Here is a 19,080-nt window from a genome sequence, read left to right on the forward strand (position 1 = left end):
AATTCTCGAAGGGACTCCGTCAGGATACTGATGGCTGAACCGACAAACAAAAAGGCGATCAGACTTCCAATGACGATGTCTGGCCAAAATGACGCGAGCAGATAACAGCCGACTGCGGCGAGCAAAACGCAGACATTCGCGATGAAGTCATTTCTCGATCAAAGCCAGGTCGATCGCATGTTCAGATTGTCACTGCGATGGCGGTAAAGCAGAGCGAGGCAGAGTAGATTCGCGAGAAGGGCTAGGCTGCCAATCACCCCCATCGTCAGCACCTCGGGCATGACCTTGTTGACAACCTTATAAACAGCCTCGCCCAACACGCCCAATCCAAACGCGAACATGAATAGTCCTTTGATCTGGGCGGCTGCCATCCGGGTCCACGATCTTCGACACACCTTCCGCATGCGCCTGCGAGCGGCGGGGGTTTGCTTCGAGGACCGGCAGGATCTACTGCGGCACAAGTCGAGCCGTACACGACGCACTACAGCAAGGCGGAGATCCGCAATCTGCTGGAAGCGTTGGGGTCGATTTGTGACAGGGAGGAACGGCCCTGAATCGTGCTGATCCGCCAGGCTATAGGCTGAAGGATTCCGGCAAATTTCCGGCAAAGAAAAAAGGCTTACCCCGCGATACGAGATAAGCCTTTGATTGTAAGGTGGTCCATGTAGGGATCGAACCTACGACAAACGGATTAAGAGGAAGATCGCAGGCCACCATTATCGCTATAAATCAATGCCTTGCATTAGCCCGCCCTACCCTTTCGAAACGATATAAAGCATTGATTCATTTGTAGCATAGCTCTGTAACGGTTACGAATTAGCTACAGTCCAAAGCCTCACTCTATTATGTACCTGGCTACCACTACGTTTAGCAAGCGGTCAATACCATCTTGATTCGGAGATCACCTCCCCACATGCCTGTTTGAAACTGAGGTGGCTGATTGTGTTGTACTTCGTGTATTGTGCCATTTGAGAACTCGTCGAGGCCGACGGCAAACGCGGAAGATTTGTCGTTTTGTTCTGGGCGAGGGAAAGCAGGCGTTTCCCTCCAGTACACTAGGTTTCAATCTTGAGGATTCCGCCCGCTATATGAGCAGTTTAATCGGTCCAGGGTCTGGACTGGGGCCTTCGCTAACGAGGATCACATGAAGAAGAACGTCAACGCGCGAACTGCCCTCATCTTGCTGGCCGCCATAGTTCAGGCGTCTTGCGTATGGAAGACGGGCACGCAATCCACCAACACGGAAATGGCGACCGCTCAGGCCCAAGACACGGCCAAGCAGAAGGAAGCCCTCGAAGCCGGCGTCGAGGCGGTTATCTACGGCTATCCGCTGGTCATCATGGACGCTACGCGAAAGAAGATCTCGAACGTCGCAGCCGCCGGGCCTTCGGCTGCCCCCGTAAACCAGTTTGCGCACATGCCGAGCTTCCCGGACGCGTCCTTCAAGGACGTCGTGCGCGCCAACGTTGATACTCTTTATTCGTCAGCATGGCTGGACTTGTCCAAAGAGCCGATCGTGCTGTCGGTGCCTGACACCCAAAATCGATTCTACTTGATGCCGATGATCGATGCCTGGACCAATATCTTCGCGTCGCCCGGAAAAAGGACCACCGGAACCAAAGCCGGACATTTCGCGATCTCCGGGCCGGGGTGGACAGGCACTTTGCCCGCTGGCATCACGCAACTGAAATCGCCGACCAACATGGTCTGGATCATCGGGCGCACGCAGACCAACGGTCCCAAAGACTATGCCGCCGTACATGCCATCCAGAAGCGATACAGGCTCACGCCCCTATCCGCTTTCGGGAAGCCCTACACCCCACCGCCGGCGGCCGTGGACCCTACGGTCGACATGAAGCTGGCGCCGGTCCAGGCCGTCGCCACGATGAGCAGCGCCGCTTTCTTCAACACCCTGGCCGTTCTGATGAAGGACAATCCCCCACCCCGGGAAGACGCTCCGGTACTCGCGAAGCTCGCCAAAATCGGAATCGTGCCGGGACAGCCATTCGATCCCACCAAGCTCGAACCGCCCGTGGCGCAGGGCTTGGAAAAGGCGCTGCCGACCGCCCTGGACAAACTGACGGATGCCGCCAAGCATGTTGGCGCCCCGGTCAACGGTTGGCGAGTACCTTCGCTGAATATGGCGGCCTATGGCACAGACTACACGACACGGGCGGTGGTTGCCCTGATTGGACTCGGAGCGAATCTGACTTCGGACGCCGTGTATCCCTCGGCGTTCGTCGATGGCGAGGGCAAGCCGCTCAGCGGCGCCAATCAGTACGTCCTGCATTTTGAGAAGGGTCAGGAGCCGCCGGCTCGCGCCTTCTGGTCCGTGACGATGTATGATCCGGATTCGTTCTTTGTGCCCAACCAAATCAACCGTTACGCACTCAGCAGTTGGATGCCCTTTAAGCGCAATGCCGACGGTTCGCTCGACCTTTACATCCAGGCCGACCCGCCAGGCAAGGCGAAGGCGGCGAACTGGCTGCCCGCCCCCAAGGGCGCTTTCAGTTTGACGCTGCGCATGTACTGGCCCGACGAACGGTCTCCCTCCATCCTGGACGGCACGTGGATACCGCCCGCCGTTCGGCGAGCTCCGTGAAAGTTCGTTTACGAAAACGCCGCATGATCAGGCTATCATCGGCATCAGTCTTCGATCGGAAGGGGCATCGCAACTGGATTGAACCCCCAGGGAGATTTTAAAACGTGAGTCTTGTGGAAGCGTCTAATCCCTCGACCGGCCCAGCGCCGAAAATCCTTTTTCGCCGGAAATCCTCTTGGCCTCGCTTGGCGGTCTTCGCCTTCACATCCTGGGTCCAGGCGGCGCCGGCAGAGGGGCCGGAATCGATTACGCCGACCCAAACAAGTCCGTGGGCCTTTAATCTCAGCACCTACCTCTGGATGTCCGGGGTGAAAGGCGATTTCAAGGCCGGGCCGGTCAGCCAATCGGTGGACGCCAGTTTCATCGACATCAACAATAAGTCCCGCGAGTTCCCGCTGGGTTTCATGGGCCGCTTCGAAGCCCATTACCAGCGATTCGGCTTCTACCTGGACGGCAACTACATGAGCCTGCGGTTCAAGCCCAAGTTCGGCGACATCAGCCATGGCATCGATAGCGAACTGGGCGTGATGGATTACGGCCTGGCATATCGTGTGCTGGGCCCTTCGGCGGCGGAGGTACCCTCCACCCTGGCGAACAAGGGCAATGCCAACTGGTTGGAAGCCTACACCGGCGCGCGCACGATCTGGCTGGATAACAGTGTTGAATTCAAGACTCCGTTCGGCAACCCTTTGAATGGCCCGCGCAGCTTCTCGGCGAGCAAGTCGTTCACCAGCCCGGTGGTGGGCGCGCGCTTCATGGTTGGCTTTACTCCGGAGTGGTTCGTCCTAGTGGACGGGAACTTCGGTGGATTCGGCACGGGCGGCGTGCAGTTCACCGGATCGGTATTGGGCGCCTTGGGTTATCGCACCACCATTTTTGACATACCTACGTCCATCGAATTGGGTTACAAGGCGCTGCGCTACAACATGGACAAGAATGGCCCCATCGAAACCAACGCCACCTTGAATGGCCCCTTCATGGGTTTGACGGGCTACTGGTGATCGTGCGCAGGCATCGCGGCCTGATGGCACCGACGGCTCCCAAAGCGATGCCGCTCGGGATCCCCATTTCGCCGCTCCCGAGAATCTGAGCTTGCCGCCACTTTGAACTGATGGCCCCGTGCTGCCGCCCGGGTCCGTCAAAAGCCGTCGCGTCCAGGGTCCAGATTGGCCGCAGCCTCCCTATCGCGGAGCGCTTTCGTTCCCGCTCCAAAGTGACCACAACTGTTGCAGCGCTCTGTCACTGGGCGAATGCTGCAGTCCTGTCTTCAAGGTGGACATGGCTTCCTTGTGCCGCTGCGCACTGTCCAGGGCAACGGCGAAGACATAGACAAATCGCGCATTTTCCGGGGCCAATTCCACGGCGCGCTTGAGCGAAACCAGAGCTGCGCTGAGGTCCTTGCGGCGCACTTGAAGCAGCCCGAGGGCATGGTGCAGAGCCGCGGCACGGGGTTGCCGCGACAAACCCTGCAGCAGCAGCGCCTCGCTACCCTGCTCTTGCCCGCTTTCTCTCAAGAGATCAATCAGATTGACGTAAGCCGGCACCCAATCCGGGTTCAGGGCCAGGGCTTCACGGTAAGCCGACTCCGCTTGCGCAATTTGGCCGCGCCCGGCGTAAAAGTTGCCGATGTTCACCTGGGCGCCCGGTTCGTCGGCATTCAAGATTTGAGCGGCCAGATAGTCTTCGGTGGCGCGTTCCCACCGGGGCAGCAGGCGGGAAGGCAGATTTGCAGGGGGAATATCGGCCAGGCTGGCGCCGGCCAGCGCGCGAATCAGCCGGACGGGGTCATCGAGCATGGCGAGGCCGAGTTCCGCGCGCCGGTCCGGCGGGAGCGATTCGAGCGCCCGGAGCCCCCCGGCGCGGATAAGCGGATTGGCGTCCGCCAGGGCTATTTCCACCGCGGGTTCGATGTCCGGCGAGGGCCACAGGGCCAACTCCGCCGCAGCGGTAGCCCTGGCCACGGCGGGCTGGTCGGTTTCCCTCAGCAGTTCCAATAGTTTGGATTTCGCTTCCGGCGCTCCGCTGCGGGCCGAGTGCAGCGCCTGCGCAAACCTTTGATAACCGCCTGGGTCGCGGCCCAGCCAACGGCGCAGGGTGTCTGCTGCCCAACTCGCCGATCTTTTTACGTGGCACCCGTTGCAGGCATTGGGCGTGCCCAGTTGCACGGAGAAATCGGGCCTCGGTATGCGGAAGCTGTGATCACGCCGAGGGTCTATCACCATATAGGCTTTTGCCGGCATGTGGCAGTCCACGCAATGGCTGCCCGGGGAGTCGACGGTATGATGGTGGTGCGTGGCCTTGTCGTATTTTTCCGCCGCGTGGCAACGCGCGCAGATGCCGTCGCCCTCGGCCCTGAGCTTGAGGCTGTGGGGCTCGTGACAGTCGCTGCAGGTGACGCCGGCATGGAACATCCGGCTCTGCAAGAATGAACCGTACTCGTAGACCTCGCCGTCGATCTGACCATCGGCATGATAGAGGCCTTCTTCGAGCAGGGCCGGCAGGTGCGTGTTCATAAGCGGCTCGCCAAACCGGTAGCCGGCAAACCACTGGCCGCGTCGGGCATGACAACGGGCGCACGTTTCAATCTCCTTGGTAGTCTGACGGGCCGGGCGACGGCTGGCATTGCCCGTGTGTGGGTCAATGGTCCACTGTGCCCCGGCGCGGTCATCAAGGAGAAACGGCAGTCCCAGCGTCGCATCAGGCGGCTGTTCGCCGTGCTCTTTGCTGCGCGCCCAGGCGACGTGCCTTGAGCCAGGGCCGTGGCAGGCTTCGCAAGCGACATCGATTTCTGACCAGGTGGTGTGATAGCTATGCGTGGCCGGGTCGTAATTTTTCAACAGGTTGGTCGAATGGCATTCGGCGCACATGTAGTTCCAGTTCTGGGATATCCTGGTCCAATGCAGTTCATCGTTGTGATCGATCTTCTCGCCCGGATAGAGGTGGAACCAGCGCTGACCCCCTGTTGCTTCGGCCGGCTGTCCCAGGCGACCGACAACACCTGCAGTCGTCCCCCGGGCAGTTCCAGAAGGTACTGCTGCAGCGGCGTGACGCCGAAGGTGTACTTGACCTCAAAGTCAGCCGCTTTGCCGTCGGGTCCGTCGGTGTTGACCATGAATTGGGAGCCGCGCCGGAAAAACCGGGTGCTGATGCCGTCCTACTTGAATTCGGTACCGTTGAAATCGCCCAGGACCGTTTCGGGCGTGACCTCCTGCATCGCCAGATCATGATGGGAACCCTGCCACAACCGGTCCTGTTCGGCATGACAACTGGCGCAGGCAACGCGGCCCACGACCGTGGCCTCGGGCGTGGCCGAATCGCTTGCGGCGGGGGAAGCCGTCTTGGCGGGCACGGGCGGCTCGGGCTCCGGCAGAAAGTAACGGGTACCGAGCAGGCCCGCGGCCAGAAGGATGAGACCAGCAAGGCCCAGGCGCAGTGCGACACCCATGGCTACTTAGCACAGCCGAGAGGGCGTGAGCTCAAGCTAGAGGTCAGGGCTTTGAGCACAGACAAAATTCCTCGGTGCAGCTTAAGATTCGGTGACAGAGTCGAACAGCAGCGCCTTGTGTGAAACTCCGAGCTCCTTGGTCAGGCCAAACATGTAGACCAGCCCGATGGCCAGGTCGCCCAGCCCTAGCAGGGCCGCGATCTTTCCAACTTCGCCGAAAAGCCCGGCCGGTATCAGCAGCAAAGCCGCCGCGTAGCGTAGCAGCGACTCCCAATAGACCTGTGAGGCGCGCCGTTTCAGGTCACGTGCGGAGATGATCAGCACCGCGGCGGTGAACCCCAGGAAGCCGGCTATGAGCCATCCCCAGACGGGTGCGCAGATATTGAGGCCCATGCCTGCGTAGAGCGGCGGACAAAGCAGAGGATCAGGGCGAGGCCTGCGTTGTATACGCCAGACCAGAAAATGAAACGGCTCGTGGGAAAAGGCATGGGGCGGCGTCTCCAGTCGAGGCTTTTTGATAGGTCAAAAACGGGTTTCCACCCCGATTCCGACATTGGTATTGTGAATTCCCGAGGCCTCGAAGCTTTCCTTGCGACTTGAATGCTGCACGCCGGTGTAGGCACGGGTCTGCGGGGATATTCCGGCAGTTCAGCAGGGCCTCACCTTGATAGACGTTTTCCTTGCCCCACTTGCGTTCATCCTCCTCCAGTTGGCTCAACCAGTCGTTGTGCTCGTAATGAAAGGCAAGGCTCACTGAGAATGTCTCGCTCAGCTCGAAGTCCAGATCCGTCGAAGCGTAGTGATTAGTGTACGACACGTCGTCGCCGTATTGCGGCTGGTGGCGGCCGTTGGCCAGGCCGCGCTCGCAATGGTACGCCAAGCCCAGGGTCACGACGGGTAGAAGCGTCCATTCAAGATGCGGCCCCACCGTCCAGAAATCGGTGTCGCGCTGGCTGTAGGCGCTGTTGTAACGGCGCGTGCCATAGCGAGACAGGAGCTTCACTTCCAGGCCTTCAGCCACTTCCTGATCGATCCGCAAAGAGCCGATCTGGCTGGTCACCCGCTCCGGCACGATCTGGAAACGGCCTGAGCGGCGCTCCTCATTGTCTCCGATGAACAAATCCGGGTTGTAGTAATAGCGCAGCAACACCCGGGTGCCAGGCCGAAAGACCTGCTGCGCCTGCATGAACAGGGTGCCGTTGTTGTACTGGCTGTGATCGAAGAATATGAAGCCGTCCCCACGAAGATCCAACGTGGTGGTCCCAAGGCCTGAATCAAAGGCTTTGGATAGCTTCAGCATCGGTTCGAACACACCGTCGCTGCCCTGGCCGGTCACGCGAGCGTCCAGGGCCGGCTGTGTCGGATCGGCGTCGCGGGTCAAACGCCTCGTCGCGGAGAAGATGCTCACATCGTCGGTGTAGAACAACGAACCGCGGCCGCTAAGCGACCACTCCGCAGACCCGGGCCGCGGATGTCCCAGCATGAAGATCAACAGCGTCAGAGAGGCGTTGCGGCCCACCGGGATCCAGTTTGCCGTTTGCCGGGAGCGCAAACGGCGGAGCCGCAATGGGCGAAGAAGCGGGTCAGCCACTTAGGACTAGCGGGTCACCGGCGCATTCAACTGTTCCATCACCTGATCGATGGTGAAGCTGGCCGCCTTCTGACGCGGCGGAAAGTCCTTGAACGTCTGCAGGAACTGGCCGACGTATTGCTGCGCCGGCACCAGCAGGAACACATGGTCGATGTACCAGTCCCAATAGGTGTTGGAAGTGACACTGGCCTTCTCATACGGGTCGGTCCGCAGATTGTAGAGCCAGGGGATGCGGGTCTTCACGAAGGGTTCGCCCCAAAGGGCCAGGGTTCCGGGACTGCGCTGCTGGGCGAACACCACCTTCCAGTTGTCGTAGCGCAGACCGGTGAGATCGCCATCGTCGGAGAAATAGAAGAACTCCTGGCGCGGGCTCTTGGCCTCCTGGCCGGTCAGGTACGGCAACTGGTTGTAGCCGTCCAGATGGACCTTGAACGTCTTGCTGCCGGCTTTGTAGCCGTGCAACTTTGCTCCGCGTAGTAATCCGTGAACATCATCCCTTCGGCGGCGACCCGGTCGATATTCGGGGTCTTGTACCCCATGACGCCCCGCGAGTAGGCACTGACGTTGGATTGGCCAATATCGTCGCCCCAGATGATGACGATGTTCGGTTTGCCATCGGACTGTTTTCCGGCCGGCGCTTCCGCCGAGGTGTTCATGCCCAGCGCACACGCGAACCCGCCGAGCAGCACCTTTTCAACTAGCGAGACAGACTTGCCATTTACCATGACGTTTCTCCCTTGGGATTGTCTTTCTTATCTCCCAATGTCCACGTGTTGTCTTCGTTTACTCGGAAGCGCGCCGCGCAGCCCCGAAAAACAGTGAAATGAAGGTGTCTTTACCGATGGCCCGTATCAGTTCCCGCAACGAGACATAAACGAAGAAGAGCACGAGCAACCACATTTGTATCAGCCAGAAATGGGGCCACACCACCTCGGCCAAGAGGTGCTGGTGAGCCGTGCCGAGGCTTTTGAACTCGCGCAGAAACGGCAGCAGATGCTCCAGGTAGCGAACCAGCAGGGTTGCCACGAGGTAGATGCCGGTTTTCCAGGCGACATTGAAGATCAGGGGCTTGTCCGGGTAACGGTTGACAAAGGGAAACTTGTCGACGACCAAAACGACTTTGCCGACAATCAAGGCGCCTACCACAGCGTTGATGAAGCCGCTGAGCGGGATGTCATACTCCCGCATCGTCAAACGGCGGGTCATTACCAGCAGGCTGAAGGTGATGAAAAAAAACACGGTCGGCGGCAGGACAAGAATAACCTCGTGCTTCAATGTCTTCAGCAGCTTCATGTACTCTCTCCGGACCTTAGAACAGCTCAGCGCCCTAAAAGGTTTTCCTAAAAGTGCCGCCACAAGGCAGCGTCGAAATCCAGGTCCAGGATCCACTGGGAGCGCCCCTGCTGTCAATTCAAGGGCCTTCTGTCCTCCAGCACCGGGAACAGGACCGCAAGCAGCTCGTGGCGGCCGAATAGCTTCTGCACAAATCCCGCCACCTCGGCGTCCTACGCGCGGGCAGCCAGTTCCGAGTCGTCATTGGCGTTGACGAAAATTACCAGGAGGATCCCAGACTTGGACTGATCGGTACGTATGTCTATCTCTAACTTCGTGCAGGAGAATCTCCTATGGTCACCGGTCTTTGGGGTCCGACCTAATTGAGAAGGATGCTGCCACCAAAAAAATGGTGAAAAGGTTCGAGTTACGCGTCCAGAAATCGACGGCGACTTGACGACAACTAAACCCGTCCGAGCGAAAGCTTCCTGGATGGAACCGTCCTTAAAACGACCACTTCAACAAAAAGACGAGCGGCTGAAGTTGGCGGACAGGACTCATACGTAGCCGTTCCTAAAATCCGAAGCCAAGGTTGAATTGCTGAAGTGGTCGAATGGCTCTTATGTGTAGAAGTCGCGACCTGACCTGACAGTTACCCGTTTTTTGGTGCGCTGGGTTGTCAGATCAAATTCAACTGACCGACTTTTTGGTCCCACATCTCCTTTCCAGCGTTAAGGGTTTGTAGGGGCGTGCGTCCGCAGCACATCTTACCCTGGTGGGTTCGCTCCTGGTTGTAATGGTCGTTCCAATCATCCAGGTCAGCCTGCAGTTCGTCCACGTAGAGATAAAGCTTTTTGCGGAAGACGGCTTTATAAAACTCCTGCAACAGGGTTTTATGGAAACGTTCCCAGATGCCATTGGTCTGTGGATGCCGCGCCCGAGTCTTGGTGTGCTCAATGTCATTGAGCGCCAGATCGAGCTGATAGTCGTGTGCTTCGGCCTTGCCGCGATATTCGGTGCCCCGGTCCGTCAGGATGCGCAATACGCCCATCCCGTGTTCGGCGAGGAACGGCCAACTCCGGCCGTTCTAGCGCCGTATGAGAACGTCTGGTTTATGCCGGAAAGAGGGCGAACAAAACTGAGCGAGAAATGCCCCTTGAACAAATTCCGGGAGGCAAATAAGCCTATGTGTATTTCATGAGACAGGGCAGAATATGGCACAAATGAGAAGTCTGTCTAATCAGAGATTGGAGTCGCGGCTATTCGCATAACCGCTTCAGCAAGCAGCAGGGCTGGGCTGAATCTTTCCATTCTCGCCATGACTTGATTTGTATCTTGCCCAGCGCATCTGCGTTGAATCTGCGACAACAGCTACAGTTCGGAAAGAATAGACGATGCGTTTCGAGGGCCCATGATGATCGACGTTTCCCCAGCCGGCAGTCGCTTAATGGCGAAAAGCCCTATCTGCGGTGTTCCGCGAGCCGTCATTGATTGCAAGTGCCTCCTATTTTCCGGCGACTTGCCTTGCCACGAAGAAGGTGATGAGGCTTTCACCTGTCGGACTCCTGTAATAACCAAAGACTGGCGGCAGATCGCCACGCGTTCCTAGGAATGGCAGGCACACAAGGTCACGGCTGCACAGGGCTGCCTGGATAGATAATGGCGCGGCCCTCCATGCCGATCAGCCATTATGCGGCAAGCCTGGCTGAACGCTTTGCCCGGCATCCTTGGTGGGTATTGGCATTTGCTTTGGGGCTGTCCCTGTTGGCCGGATGGGGGACTGCGCAATTGCCCGTCTACACGTCGCGGCAGGCGTTGTTGCCCCAAAACACCGACGTGGCGAAGCGTTTCAATGGCTTTCTGAAGAATTTTGGCGCTGCCTCGGATCTGATCGTCGTATTAGAAGGTGCACCGCGTCCTGATCTGCAAGATTTTGCGGGTAAACTGGCCGATGCGTTGCGCATCGAGCCTGAAATCAGCCAGACCACCGACCGCCTGGACCTCGACTTTCTCCTGCAGCACGCCTATTTACTGATTTCGCCCGAGAAACTGGAGCGGCTCGGCTCGCTATTGGATGACGCGGCAAGTAGCGGGAGCATGGAAGACAGGCTGCGCCAGGTGCAGGACTGGAGCCACAACCATCCCCCCTTGGCCGAGCTCGGGATCGATCTTAAAACCGCCGAAGAAGGCTTGAAGCTGAGCGCCTTCTTTCTGGATGAGTGGCAGCGTTGGCTTTCAGCCACTCAAGCGCCCGCCAAACCGGACTGGAATCATCTGCTAGACAGCCTGGGAGCGGCAGGAATGGCCGACGGGCATTTCACTTCCCACGACGGGCGGATGCTGTTTGTATTCGTCCACCCGAGGAATCCTTCCGAAGACTTCAAGAACCTTGGCCCTTTCGTTGACAAGGTCAAAGCGGTGGCTTCAAACCTCGCCGAACAAGCCAAGGCAGAAGGCCGCCCAGCGCCAACGGTGGGGCTGACCGGGCTGCCGGCCATCGAATACGAGGAATTCGTCAATATCCGCCACGATATTGCCCTTGTGGTCGTCACTTCGGCCTGCTTGGTCGCGGCTCTGATCCTGCTGGTGGTGCGCAGCCTGCGCTGGGCCGTGCTGATCTTCGTCCCCATGGGGCTGGGCGTCCTCTGGAGCCTGGGACTGGCACTGGTCACCGTCGGCCACCTGACCATCATCACGGCGGCTTTCATCGCCATTTTGTTCGGTCTCGGAGCGGACTATGGCATCTTTACCTCGTCACGCATCGCCGAGGAGCGGCGAATTGGAAAACCTTTGGTGGAAGCCATCGGCGCCGGCATCGGCTCGTCATTCGTCGCGGTGCTCACCGCTGGCGGGGCCTCGCTGCTGATTTTCGGCACGCTGGCGACGGTGGATTTCCCCGGCTTCGCTGAACTAGGCGTGGTGGCGGCCAAAGGAGTCCTGATGATCCTCATCAGCACCTGGACGGTCCAGCCAGCGCTATATGCCTTGCTGCCCCCGAGGCTGAAAAGCCGGCCGCCGGCCGCCGCTCAAACATGCGGTATTCGAATAACCGGGGCCTACCCCCCCCTTGCGGTCGCCATCATCGTGGTCGCCGCATTGGGCGGTGCCGCCTTCGGTTTAGTCCGGGGCTTTTCCATCCCTTTCAATTACGACGTGCTTTCCATGCTTCCGAAGGATTCCCAGGCCGCTTTTTACCAGCGCCGGATGGTGGCGGAGAGCGATTATCAGGCGGAGGTCGTCATCTTCACCGCCGGGGACATGGAGCAGGCGCGACGAATCACCGCCGAGGCGGTCAAATTCCAGTCCATCGCGAAAGTGCAATCAGTAGCCATGTTCTTCCCGAAAGATGCTGACGACCGCCTTCGTGCCGCAATAAGAATTGGGGATGCCGCCGACCGACTGGAAAACGCACGGAAGCTCGCGGCACTGGCACGGGCAGGTCTGTCCGAGACATCCTTCGGACTTTTGCGGTCGATTTTGGAGAATTCGCTCGCCTTCGTCGACGAGGCTGAGGAACAGGCATTTTCGGCCGGACACGCCGATCTGGTAAAGTCACTCGAAGACTTGCGGGGAAGAATGGAAGCCATCCAGGCAAGGCTCGATGCCGACCCCAGGCTGGCGAGGGAACGCAGCGAGAGCTATTTGCGGGCCTTGCTGGACGCGGCGGAAGTGGGCATCGGCCACCTTGCCTCCTGGCGGCAGGCGAAGCCTTTCACACCCGCGCAATTGCCCCCCGCCTTGCGCGAGCGCTTCTTCGGCGCTGACGGCAGCATGGCAGTCTACGCCTTCCCTGCCAAGTCGGTGTATAAGCCGGCCAACCTTGATCAGCTCATGCACGATGTATACAGCGTGTCGCCGGATGCGACCGGCTTCCCCACCACGCACCAGGCATTCGCCAGATCCGTGGTGGAAAGCTTTGACCGCGGAACACTGCTTGCCCTGGGAGTCTGCCTGCTCTGGATTTTGCTGGTTACTCGGAACGTCACGGGCTTCTTGCTGACTTCCCTGCCTCTGCTTATTGGCGGCGGCTGGATGCTGGGAGTGATGGCACTAGCCGGTATCCAGTACAATTACGCCAATATCATCGCCCTGCCGCTGATGATTGCCCTCGCCGTGGATTACGGCATATGGTTCAGTTATCGCTGGCGCGAATTGCAAAATCAAACCCCGTTGCAGATCAGCCTGACTGCGGGCAAGGTCATAGGCCTTGCCGCAGGCACCGAACTGGCCGGTCTGGGCGCAATCACCTTGGCCAGCTACCGGGGGGTGTCCACCCTGGGGGTGAGTATCACCATCGGACTGGCTTGCTGTCTGGCCGCAACCTTGTTCGTGGCGCCGGCCATCGGGCAGTTGATCGACCCAAGGAAAAAAAATAATGCCTAAAATCCGATTAGCCCTCTTGCTTGCCTGTCTGCTGATCCCCATCGGCGCCGCCGCGACCGCTCCCGAAGTCATCCTTGTGTGCTATCCCGGTGGGGCCGTAAACGCCAAGGATGCCAATGGCGCCATGAGTTCCATGCTGCACGTGGTGGAGCGTGTCGGCGGCTGGCAGGCCGAAAGCTTCGCCAGCCAATTCACCACCGACCTGGATGACTGCCGGAATTGGATGGCCGAAAAGCATCCGAAATTTGCCATCATTTCCTTGGGGCTTTTTCTCGAATTGCGTACACAGAGTCATCTCGAGCCGCTGGTCCAACCCAGGATCAAAGGGCGGACCTCCGAACAGTACCGCATCATTGTCCAGAAAGACAAATTCAGGAACCTTGAAGAACTCAAGGGCAAGACTCTGGGCGGAACCGTTCTGAAGGAAGATGCGTTCATCCAAAGGATCGTCCTGGCCGGGAAACTCGATCCCGCCACATTCTTCTCCCTCAAGCCGACCAACCAAGCCATCAGGGCGCTGCGCTCCCTTGACAAGGGGGAACTGGACGCCGTCATCCTCAACGAGCAGCAGTATGCCGGCTTGTCTGCGCTCTCGATGCAGTCCACGGTCGCGGCGATCTTTACGTCCGAGTCAATTCCGCTGATGGGCGTAGCAGCCGACAGCGCCAAAACGAACGCCGACGAGCGCGGCCGTTTTGCAAAAGGGGTGGAGGGCCTGTGCACGGACGCCGAAGGCAAGAAGCTGTGCGACTTGTTCGGGATCGACTCATTTGTCAAAGCGGAATCGGGCGTTTTCGACCCCATGGTCAAACTCTGGGGAAGGAAATAAGGCTTTGCGCAAGTCGTCTCTCCTTACCTTTGCCGCGCTAATGTTCCTGACGAGCTGCGCCGAAATTCCGCAGGATCGGGTGTCTTTCGGTAGGCTCTCGGACTGCCCCAAACTGACGGCCAGTTCACTGGCCGAATCCCAAGACCAGCTCAACGCCTCGACGGACACCCACACGCTGGCCTGCGCCTTGACGTTACTACGCGGCAACAAGTCTCCGGATCTGCGCCGCACCGCCTTGGGCAGCCGCTTGTGCCTCCATCTGGCCGAACGTGAGTTCGATCCGGAAAAACGCGAGAAACTGGCGGCGGAAGGCGTGAGCTTTGCCGAGGCCGCCCTTGCCCTGGGCGGCGACAACGATGGGGCGGTCCACTACTATCTGGCAACCAACCTTGGCCTTACGGTGCGAGAGCACGTCGCCTTGGCCATGGACAATCTGGAGCGACTTGAGCGCGAACTGAAGCGAGCGGTGGCGCTCAACCCGGGACTGGATGACGGCGGCCCGCTTCGGGTCCTGGGGGCGCTTTATCTGAAGGCCCCGGCTTGGCCCAGCGGTATTGGCGACATCGACAAGGCGCTCGAACTTCTTCGGCAAGCGGTCAATGAATATCCTGACCATCCCCTCAACCACCTGTTCTACGCACAAGCGCTTTGGGAAGACGACAACGACGCGTATGCCGCCCAGATCAAGACCGAACTCGCATTGGGTTTGAAGCTGCTAGAAGAAGGGGATTGGGGCTACCGCAAGATCCCCTGGCAAAAGGAATTTGAGGCATTTCAGCAGGAGATAGTGGAAGGCGCATTGCACCGCTCCCAGCCAGTGGCACAGGCCCTTTTAGAGAGCCGCCCTTGATCAAAAACAGGCAACGTTCGTGAACCGCACATTCTTCTAGCCGCTGCAACTTATCCCAAACCGGGCAACACCGACAATTTCCTCTCCACCCTTATTGGGCAATGAGGCCTGCCTTGAGGCGCTCCAAGGTCTTGAGCATCGTCTTCTTCAGCAGTTCCCGACCTGCAGAATACCTCGCGCCGCTTGCAATGCCAGCCACTTGGTCAGTAAACGTTCGCACCTGCTGAAAATACGACCGCGCAAGGTCGCATCGCCCGAGGTGTGGATCCGCCAGCGACGGGCTTCGACTTGATTGGCGACGGGCTCCATTCCATCTCCGTTGACAAAGAAGGCCGCGTCGAGATCCATGCGTCCGCCGATCTTTCCCGTGAGAAGCATCCGGTCCAGGAACAGACCGGCCGGTTTGTCCTCGTCGACGGGCCAGGCCCACCCCGAACGGTTCTGCCTGAGGAAGGCATAGTGCAATCCATCCCAACCCTCCCAGGACCAAGTCCACCGTGTCAGAGCCCAAGGGGGATAATCGCTGGCACAGGCAGCACCCTGATCGGCTGCACCATGCTTTGCCGAGATTCCCGGCTGACTCACGGCTTCCCACTGCGCCGCGCATGGTGCGGGCGATGCCCGCTCCAGGGCTGAGGCGGGTGCCGCCGCAGTGCAACACGGCAGCGAGAACATGCCGAGCAGAGGCCATGGCGGCGGTAGCCGAAACGGCCGGCTGGCCGCTGGTTGGCCCAAGGACCGATCCGTTACCTCCGTGCCGTAAGGCGGAAGCTGGGCCAAACCTTATTTGAACTGTCCCTGATCCAGGGCGATCCGTTTTTCCGCCTGCAACGCCGCATCGGGTTGATACCGCACCAAGGCTTGGGGCTGATCCGGCGGGCGCTGTTTTTCGCACTGCTGGCTTGGCTGCCGATCGCGGTTTGGGCAGTCTTAAAAGGGCGGGCGATGCCAGGGGGCGTGGGCGAACCGCTACTGCAGCACTATGGCATCCATTTTCGCTTTCTGGTGGCCGTCCCTCTGCTTATCTTCGTCGAGGGCATGGCGCATCGAGTGACGACCCAACTCATCCCGTATTTTTTGACGTCCGGTCTAGTGCGTGATGAACAAAGGGGCCAGTTCCGGAAAGTCCTGGAGGGAATCGTCCGGCTACGCAACAGTTCCCATCCCTGGGTGGTCATTGTCGCCTGGGTTGCACTGGGGCCTTCACCCGCCTCAGAGCACGAGCTGATTTGGACGACCGAAGGCGAGCCGGCATCCCTTCGTTTGGGATTCGGCAGCTGGTGGCTGGCCTATATGGCGCGGCCGATCTTCGTCGCCCTGCTCGTTGCCTGGTTGTGGCGCCTGGTCCTGGCGTTCCTTTTGCTTAAACTCATAGCGGCATTGAACCTGGCTTTGGTGCCCACGCATCCCGACCGCGCGGGCGGGTTGGGTTTTCTGGAAAAGCTACCCTCGGCATTCAGCCTGTTTGCCTTCGCGGTATCCGCCGTGCTGGCTGCACGACTGGCTCAAGAGGTGGTTTATCACGGGGGCCATGTTGTGTCTCTCAAGGCTGTCGCCCTTGTCTTCCTGATTATCGTGGTGGTGTTGTGCCTGGCGCCGCTCCTGGTGTTCATTCCCAAACTGGAGGGGGCGAAGCGCCGTGCCGTCCTTGAATACGGCGCCCTGATCGGAGAGCACGGACGTTTGGTGCACCGTCGCTGGATTCAGCGCGAGCCGGTTGACGAATCACCCTTGCTCGATGCGCCGGAACTTGGCCCGGTGGCTGACACCCTGAGCCTTTACGAGGCAGTGACTAAGATGCGGACGGCGCCCCTGGGCAAGACGGCAATCACGGCCATCGCCCTGCCTGCCGGAATCCCATTGCTGGCCCTGTTCGCCATCGTGGTGCCGATCAAGGACATGCTACTCAAGATTCTGTCCAGCTTGGCTTAGGAACGTGTGCCTGTCTTGGAAGCACTGTCTTGGGCCGAAAGCCCTTGAACGTTTTGCATGCTGGAATAACCTTCGAGGGAGTCGAAGCCAACTCGCAAGGGCCTAGAATAGGGAAACGACCGATATCGGCGACGCCGCGTCACGCGGCATGCATACAGAAGCCAGGTCATGAACGCGAAAAACGGTTTTCGGTTGGGTACACTGGTTTTGGTTCTCGGCATATTCGGGCTGCTGATCTGGACCACGTCTAGCTACGCGCAAACAGAGGGCATGGAACGGCGGCAGGGTGCTCGCGACATTAGACAGGGAGGCCGCGATGCTGCGCGCGAAGCCAAGGATAAGTGCCGCGAAATGGGCGGCAACCGCCCCGAATGCCGGCAGCACAAGCGGTCCGTGAAACAGCAGTCTCGCCAATCCGCCAGGGAACGCAGGTGGTAAGATCCTCAAAATCGCATACCGGGTATCCGACTGGGTCGACTGGCGGTCGATCTGCGCTGCCAGCGCAAAGGAATGGGGGGAACTATTGCTGGTCTATGCCCTGACCCGCGCCCGACAGATTCAGCATTATGCGGGCGTGGTCGGACTGTTAGTGGACGGCCTCGATGAACAGGCCTCGGGGTTTTATTTGCGACTGGGCTTCTCGCCCTCCCACGGCAATCCGCTCTTGCTGTTTTTGCCAATCAAATAGGAGATCCTCGAAGGAAATCCAGACTACCCAAGCCGACGAGCCCATGGCTATCAACTCGAACTGAGGTGCACTGGGTCAGGTCGTGCTGAGCTTCAGGATTGCCGAAGGACTTCACCACCGATGTGACCAGAACAAAACCCAAACTCGGTTAGGTTTATGTGATACACTTTCGGCATGCGCACGGTAATGGCCTTCAACGGAATGCGGGTGGTGATCTATCCAAACGATCACCGATCACCCCATGTCCACGTCATTGCTGCGGAGGGGAGCGCTGTCATCAACTTGGATTGCCCAAACGGACGCCCCTCGCTGCGTGAAAACCATGGACTCCCACGCGCTCAACTCCGGCAGATCCTGGAAGAGATTGACGGCAACCTAACCAACCTGTGCAATGCCTGGCAGAGGATTCACGGCTATGTCTGACTGGATTGATCACCACCTCGACGCGGAACTTGAACATGCCGACAAGCGTGGACAAGCGGTGCGCCAACAGAGCCCCTTAGCGGTTTCTGCTGGCTACAAGGATGGAAAGATCGTGGTCGAACTGGATACCGGTATAGAGATCCGATTCGCGCCTGCAGCAGCACAGGGACTCGAGAACGGCACTCCGGAACAACTCGCGGATGTGATTGTCGAGCAGAAAGGGCTTGGCTTGCATTGGCCGCAGCTCGATGCCGACCTATATGTTCCCACCCTGATCCGGGGTCTGCTCGGATCGAAGCGCTGGATGGCGGAGCTCGGAAGAATTGGGGGGAAAGCATCTACTCCTGGCAAAGCTGCTGCAGCCAGGGCAAATGGCCGACTCGGCGGCCGACCCCGCAAGCAATCCAACCTGCCTAAGCCTAAGAATCAACCATCCACCTAACAGAGCCCTCTAATCGATCTCGTAGGTGAACAACTCTGATTTCAAATCGACCCGAATGAAGCGCGCCTGATAAGCGTCGCAGACCGCGTCATAGAACCGCGCCTTGGCGCCGCTGTCCGATAGTTTCCGACCTCGGGGATTGACCCTCATCTTCAGAATCAAGCTTGCGGGTCCACGGGTCGGCCATCCTGGTCAGTTCGTCGATGGCTTGCTGAAGCTGATCCCGCTGTTCCTGGGCTCGAATGGGATCATGCGCGATGATCGGACGCAGAGTTTCGCCAATTGCTTTGGTCACTTGTTTCATTAGAAAAAAATAAAGGCTTGCATCAGCGCAAACCTTTGATTTTATGGTGGGCCCTGTAGGACTCGAACCTACGACCAAAGGATTATGAGTTTGCATACGACCACCCGTGCCTAGAAAAATCAACAGTATTCGAGCGAAAGAAACGGAAGCTAACTCTTTGGTTAATCTGTAGAAGTCGCGACCTGATCTGACAGTTACCCGTTTTGGGTACGCTGGGTTGTCAGATCAGATTCAACTGGCTGACTTTCTGGTTCCACACCTCCTTTCCAGCGTGAAGCGTTTGTAGGGGAGTGCGACCGCAACACATCTTACCCTGATG

General features: G+C 58.9%; 21 protein-coding genes and 1 pseudogene. 11 read left to right on the forward strand and 11 right to left on the reverse strand.

Translation table 11 applies throughout. The features are described from left to right. Positions 1-158: 158 nt before the first annotated feature. Entirely contained in the window at positions 159-371 is a 213-nt protein-coding gene (locus tag EK23_RS22155) for a hypothetical protein (RefSeq protein WP_052808381.1), read from the reverse strand. A gap of 773 nt (positions 372-1,144) precedes the next feature. Here EK23_RS22155 and EK23_RS19770 point away from each other — a divergent pair. Continuing rightward, positions 1,145-2,602: a DUF1254 domain-containing protein gene (locus tag EK23_RS19770; protein WP_082054362.1), complete on the forward strand. Its 1,458-nt coding sequence runs from the start codon at positions 1,145-1,147 to the stop codon at positions 2,600-2,602. A 308-nt stretch (positions 2,603-2,910) separates the two neighbouring features. Then, positions 2,911-3,603: a hypothetical protein gene (locus tag EK23_RS22160; protein ID WP_145998753.1), complete on the forward strand. Its 693-nt coding sequence runs from the start codon at positions 2,911-2,913 to the stop codon at positions 3,601-3,603. A gap of 180 nt (positions 3,604-3,783) precedes the next feature. Here the strand turns inward: EK23_RS22160 and EK23_RS19780 are convergent, their stop codons facing one another. Then, positions 3,784-5,115: a cytochrome c3 family protein gene (locus tag EK23_RS19780; protein WP_158002553.1), complete on the reverse strand. Its 1,332-nt coding sequence runs from the start codon at positions 5,113-5,115 to the stop codon at positions 3,784-3,786. A 48-nt stretch (positions 5,116-5,163) separates the two neighbouring features. Between EK23_RS19780 and EK23_RS23745 the strand changes: the two genes are divergently transcribed. Continuing rightward, a complete protein-coding gene (locus tag EK23_RS23745; protein WP_158002554.1) occupies positions 5,164-5,352 on the forward strand; it encodes a hypothetical protein in 189 nt (62 codons plus the stop codon). A gap of 404 nt (positions 5,353-5,756) precedes the next feature. On the opposite strand, the gene EK23_RS22165 is transcribed toward EK23_RS23745, so the two are convergent. The 7 genes and pseudogenes from EK23_RS22165 to EK23_RS19805 form a co-directional block, all read right to left on the reverse strand. Next, positions 5,757-6,047, reverse strand: a complete 291-nt coding sequence (locus EK23_RS22165; RefSeq protein WP_052808384.1) for a hypothetical protein — start codon at positions 6,045-6,047, stop codon at positions 5,757-5,759. Between the two features lie 81 nt (positions 6,048-6,128). After that, positions 6,129-6,440: a hypothetical protein gene (locus EK23_RS19785; RefSeq protein ID WP_045227136.1), complete on the reverse strand. Its 312-nt coding sequence runs from the start codon at positions 6,438-6,440 to the stop codon at positions 6,129-6,131. Between the two features lie 31 nt (positions 6,441-6,471). Continuing rightward, positions 6,472-7,599 carry a hypothetical protein gene (locus EK23_RS19790; RefSeq protein WP_235282220.1) on the reverse strand — a complete coding sequence of 376 codons (1,128 nt, stop codon included), beginning with the start codon at positions 7,597-7,599 and terminating at the stop codon, positions 6,472-6,474. Positions 7,600-7,644: 45 nt separating this feature from the next. Next, positions 7,645-8,100, reverse strand: coding sequence for an alkaline phosphatase family protein (locus EK23_RS19795; RefSeq protein WP_235282222.1), 456 nt, complete (start codon positions 8,098-8,100; stop codon positions 7,645-7,647). After that, positions 8,028-8,363, reverse strand: coding sequence for a sulfatase-like hydrolase/transferase (locus tag EK23_RS22810; RefSeq protein ID WP_082054364.1), 336 nt, complete (start codon positions 8,361-8,363; stop codon positions 8,028-8,030). The genes EK23_RS19795 and EK23_RS22810 overlap by 73 nt, the downstream gene beginning before the upstream one ends. A gap of 58 nt (positions 8,364-8,421) precedes the next feature. Then, the gene (locus EK23_RS19800; RefSeq protein ID WP_045227139.1) at positions 8,422-8,931 is read right to left on the reverse strand and encodes a hypothetical protein; all 510 of its coding nucleotides are present in this window, start codon (positions 8,929-8,931) and stop codon (positions 8,422-8,424) included. Between the two features lie 658 nt (positions 8,932-9,589). Further along, a pseudogene (locus EK23_RS19805) lies at positions 9,590-9,997 on the reverse strand (integrase core domain-containing protein); the annotation flags it as partial. A 587-nt stretch (positions 9,998-10,584) separates the two neighbouring features. Between EK23_RS19805 and bstA the strand changes: the two are divergent. From bstA to bstC, 3 genes are read left to right on the forward strand one after another with little or no spacing between them, the layout of a single operon-like run. After that, the gene (bstA, locus tag EK23_RS19810) at positions 10,585-13,293 is read left to right on the forward strand and encodes a sterol transporter cytoplasmic membrane protein BstA (protein WP_045227149.1); all 2,709 of its coding nucleotides are present in this window, start codon (positions 10,585-10,587) and stop codon (positions 13,291-13,293) included. After that, the gene (gene bstB, locus EK23_RS19815) at positions 13,286-14,122 is read left to right on the forward strand and encodes a sterol transporter periplasmic substrate-binding protein BstB (protein WP_045227140.1); all 837 of its coding nucleotides are present in this window, start codon (positions 13,286-13,288) and stop codon (positions 14,120-14,122) included. The genes bstA and bstB overlap by 8 nt, the downstream gene beginning before the upstream one ends. A gap of 4 nt (positions 14,123-14,126) precedes the next feature. Continuing rightward, positions 14,127-14,972, forward strand: a complete 846-nt coding sequence (bstC, locus tag EK23_RS19820; RefSeq protein WP_200892199.1) for a sterol transporter outer membrane protein BstC — start codon at positions 14,127-14,129, stop codon at positions 14,970-14,972. 147 nt (positions 14,973-15,119) lie between these two features. Here the strand turns inward: bstC and EK23_RS19825 are convergent, their stop codons facing one another. Then, on the reverse strand, positions 15,120-15,437 hold the full coding sequence (locus EK23_RS19825; protein WP_045227142.1) for a hypothetical protein: 318 nt from the start codon (positions 15,435-15,437) through the stop codon (positions 15,120-15,122). A 261-nt stretch (positions 15,438-15,698) separates the two neighbouring features. On the opposite strand from EK23_RS19825, the gene EK23_RS19830 reads away from it, so the two are divergent. The 5 genes from EK23_RS19830 (at position 15,699) to EK23_RS19850 (ending at position 18,457) form a co-directional block, all read left to right on the forward strand. Further along, positions 15,699-16,904 (forward strand): hypothetical protein, encoded by a 1,206-nt coding sequence (locus EK23_RS19830; protein ID WP_052808385.1) that lies wholly within the window; start codon positions 15,699-15,701, stop codon positions 16,902-16,904. Between the two features lie 168 nt (positions 16,905-17,072). Then, positions 17,073-17,342, forward strand: a complete 270-nt coding sequence (locus tag EK23_RS19835; RefSeq protein WP_045227143.1) for a hypothetical protein — start codon at positions 17,073-17,075, stop codon at positions 17,340-17,342. An 85-nt stretch (positions 17,343-17,427) separates the two neighbouring features. Continuing rightward, positions 17,428-17,592 carry a hypothetical protein gene (locus tag EK23_RS23750; protein ID WP_158002555.1) on the forward strand — a complete coding sequence of 55 codons (165 nt, stop codon included), beginning with the start codon at positions 17,428-17,430 and terminating at the stop codon, positions 17,590-17,592. 174 nt (positions 17,593-17,766) lie between these two features. Continuing rightward, positions 17,767-18,015 carry a DUF4160 domain-containing protein gene (locus tag EK23_RS19845; protein ID WP_045227144.1) on the forward strand — a complete coding sequence of 83 codons (249 nt, stop codon included), beginning with the start codon at positions 17,767-17,769 and terminating at the stop codon, positions 18,013-18,015. Continuing rightward, complete coding sequence (locus EK23_RS19850; protein ID WP_045227145.1) at positions 18,008-18,457, forward strand: DUF2442 domain-containing protein; 450 nt, start codon at positions 18,008-18,010, stop codon at positions 18,455-18,457. The genes EK23_RS19845 and EK23_RS19850 overlap by 8 nt, the downstream gene beginning before the upstream one ends. 9 nt (positions 18,458-18,466) lie before the next feature. Here EK23_RS19850 and EK23_RS23755 read toward each other — a convergent pair whose 3' ends face one another. Next, entirely contained in the window at positions 18,467-18,619 is a 153-nt protein-coding gene (locus EK23_RS23755) for a hypothetical protein (protein ID WP_158002556.1), read from the reverse strand. Between the last annotated feature and the right edge of the window lie 461 nt (positions 18,620-19,080).

Source organism: Methyloterricola oryzae, assembly GCF_000934725.1.
Lineage (GTDB): Bacteria > Pseudomonadota > Gammaproteobacteria > Methylococcales > Methylococcaceae > Methyloterricola > Methyloterricola oryzae.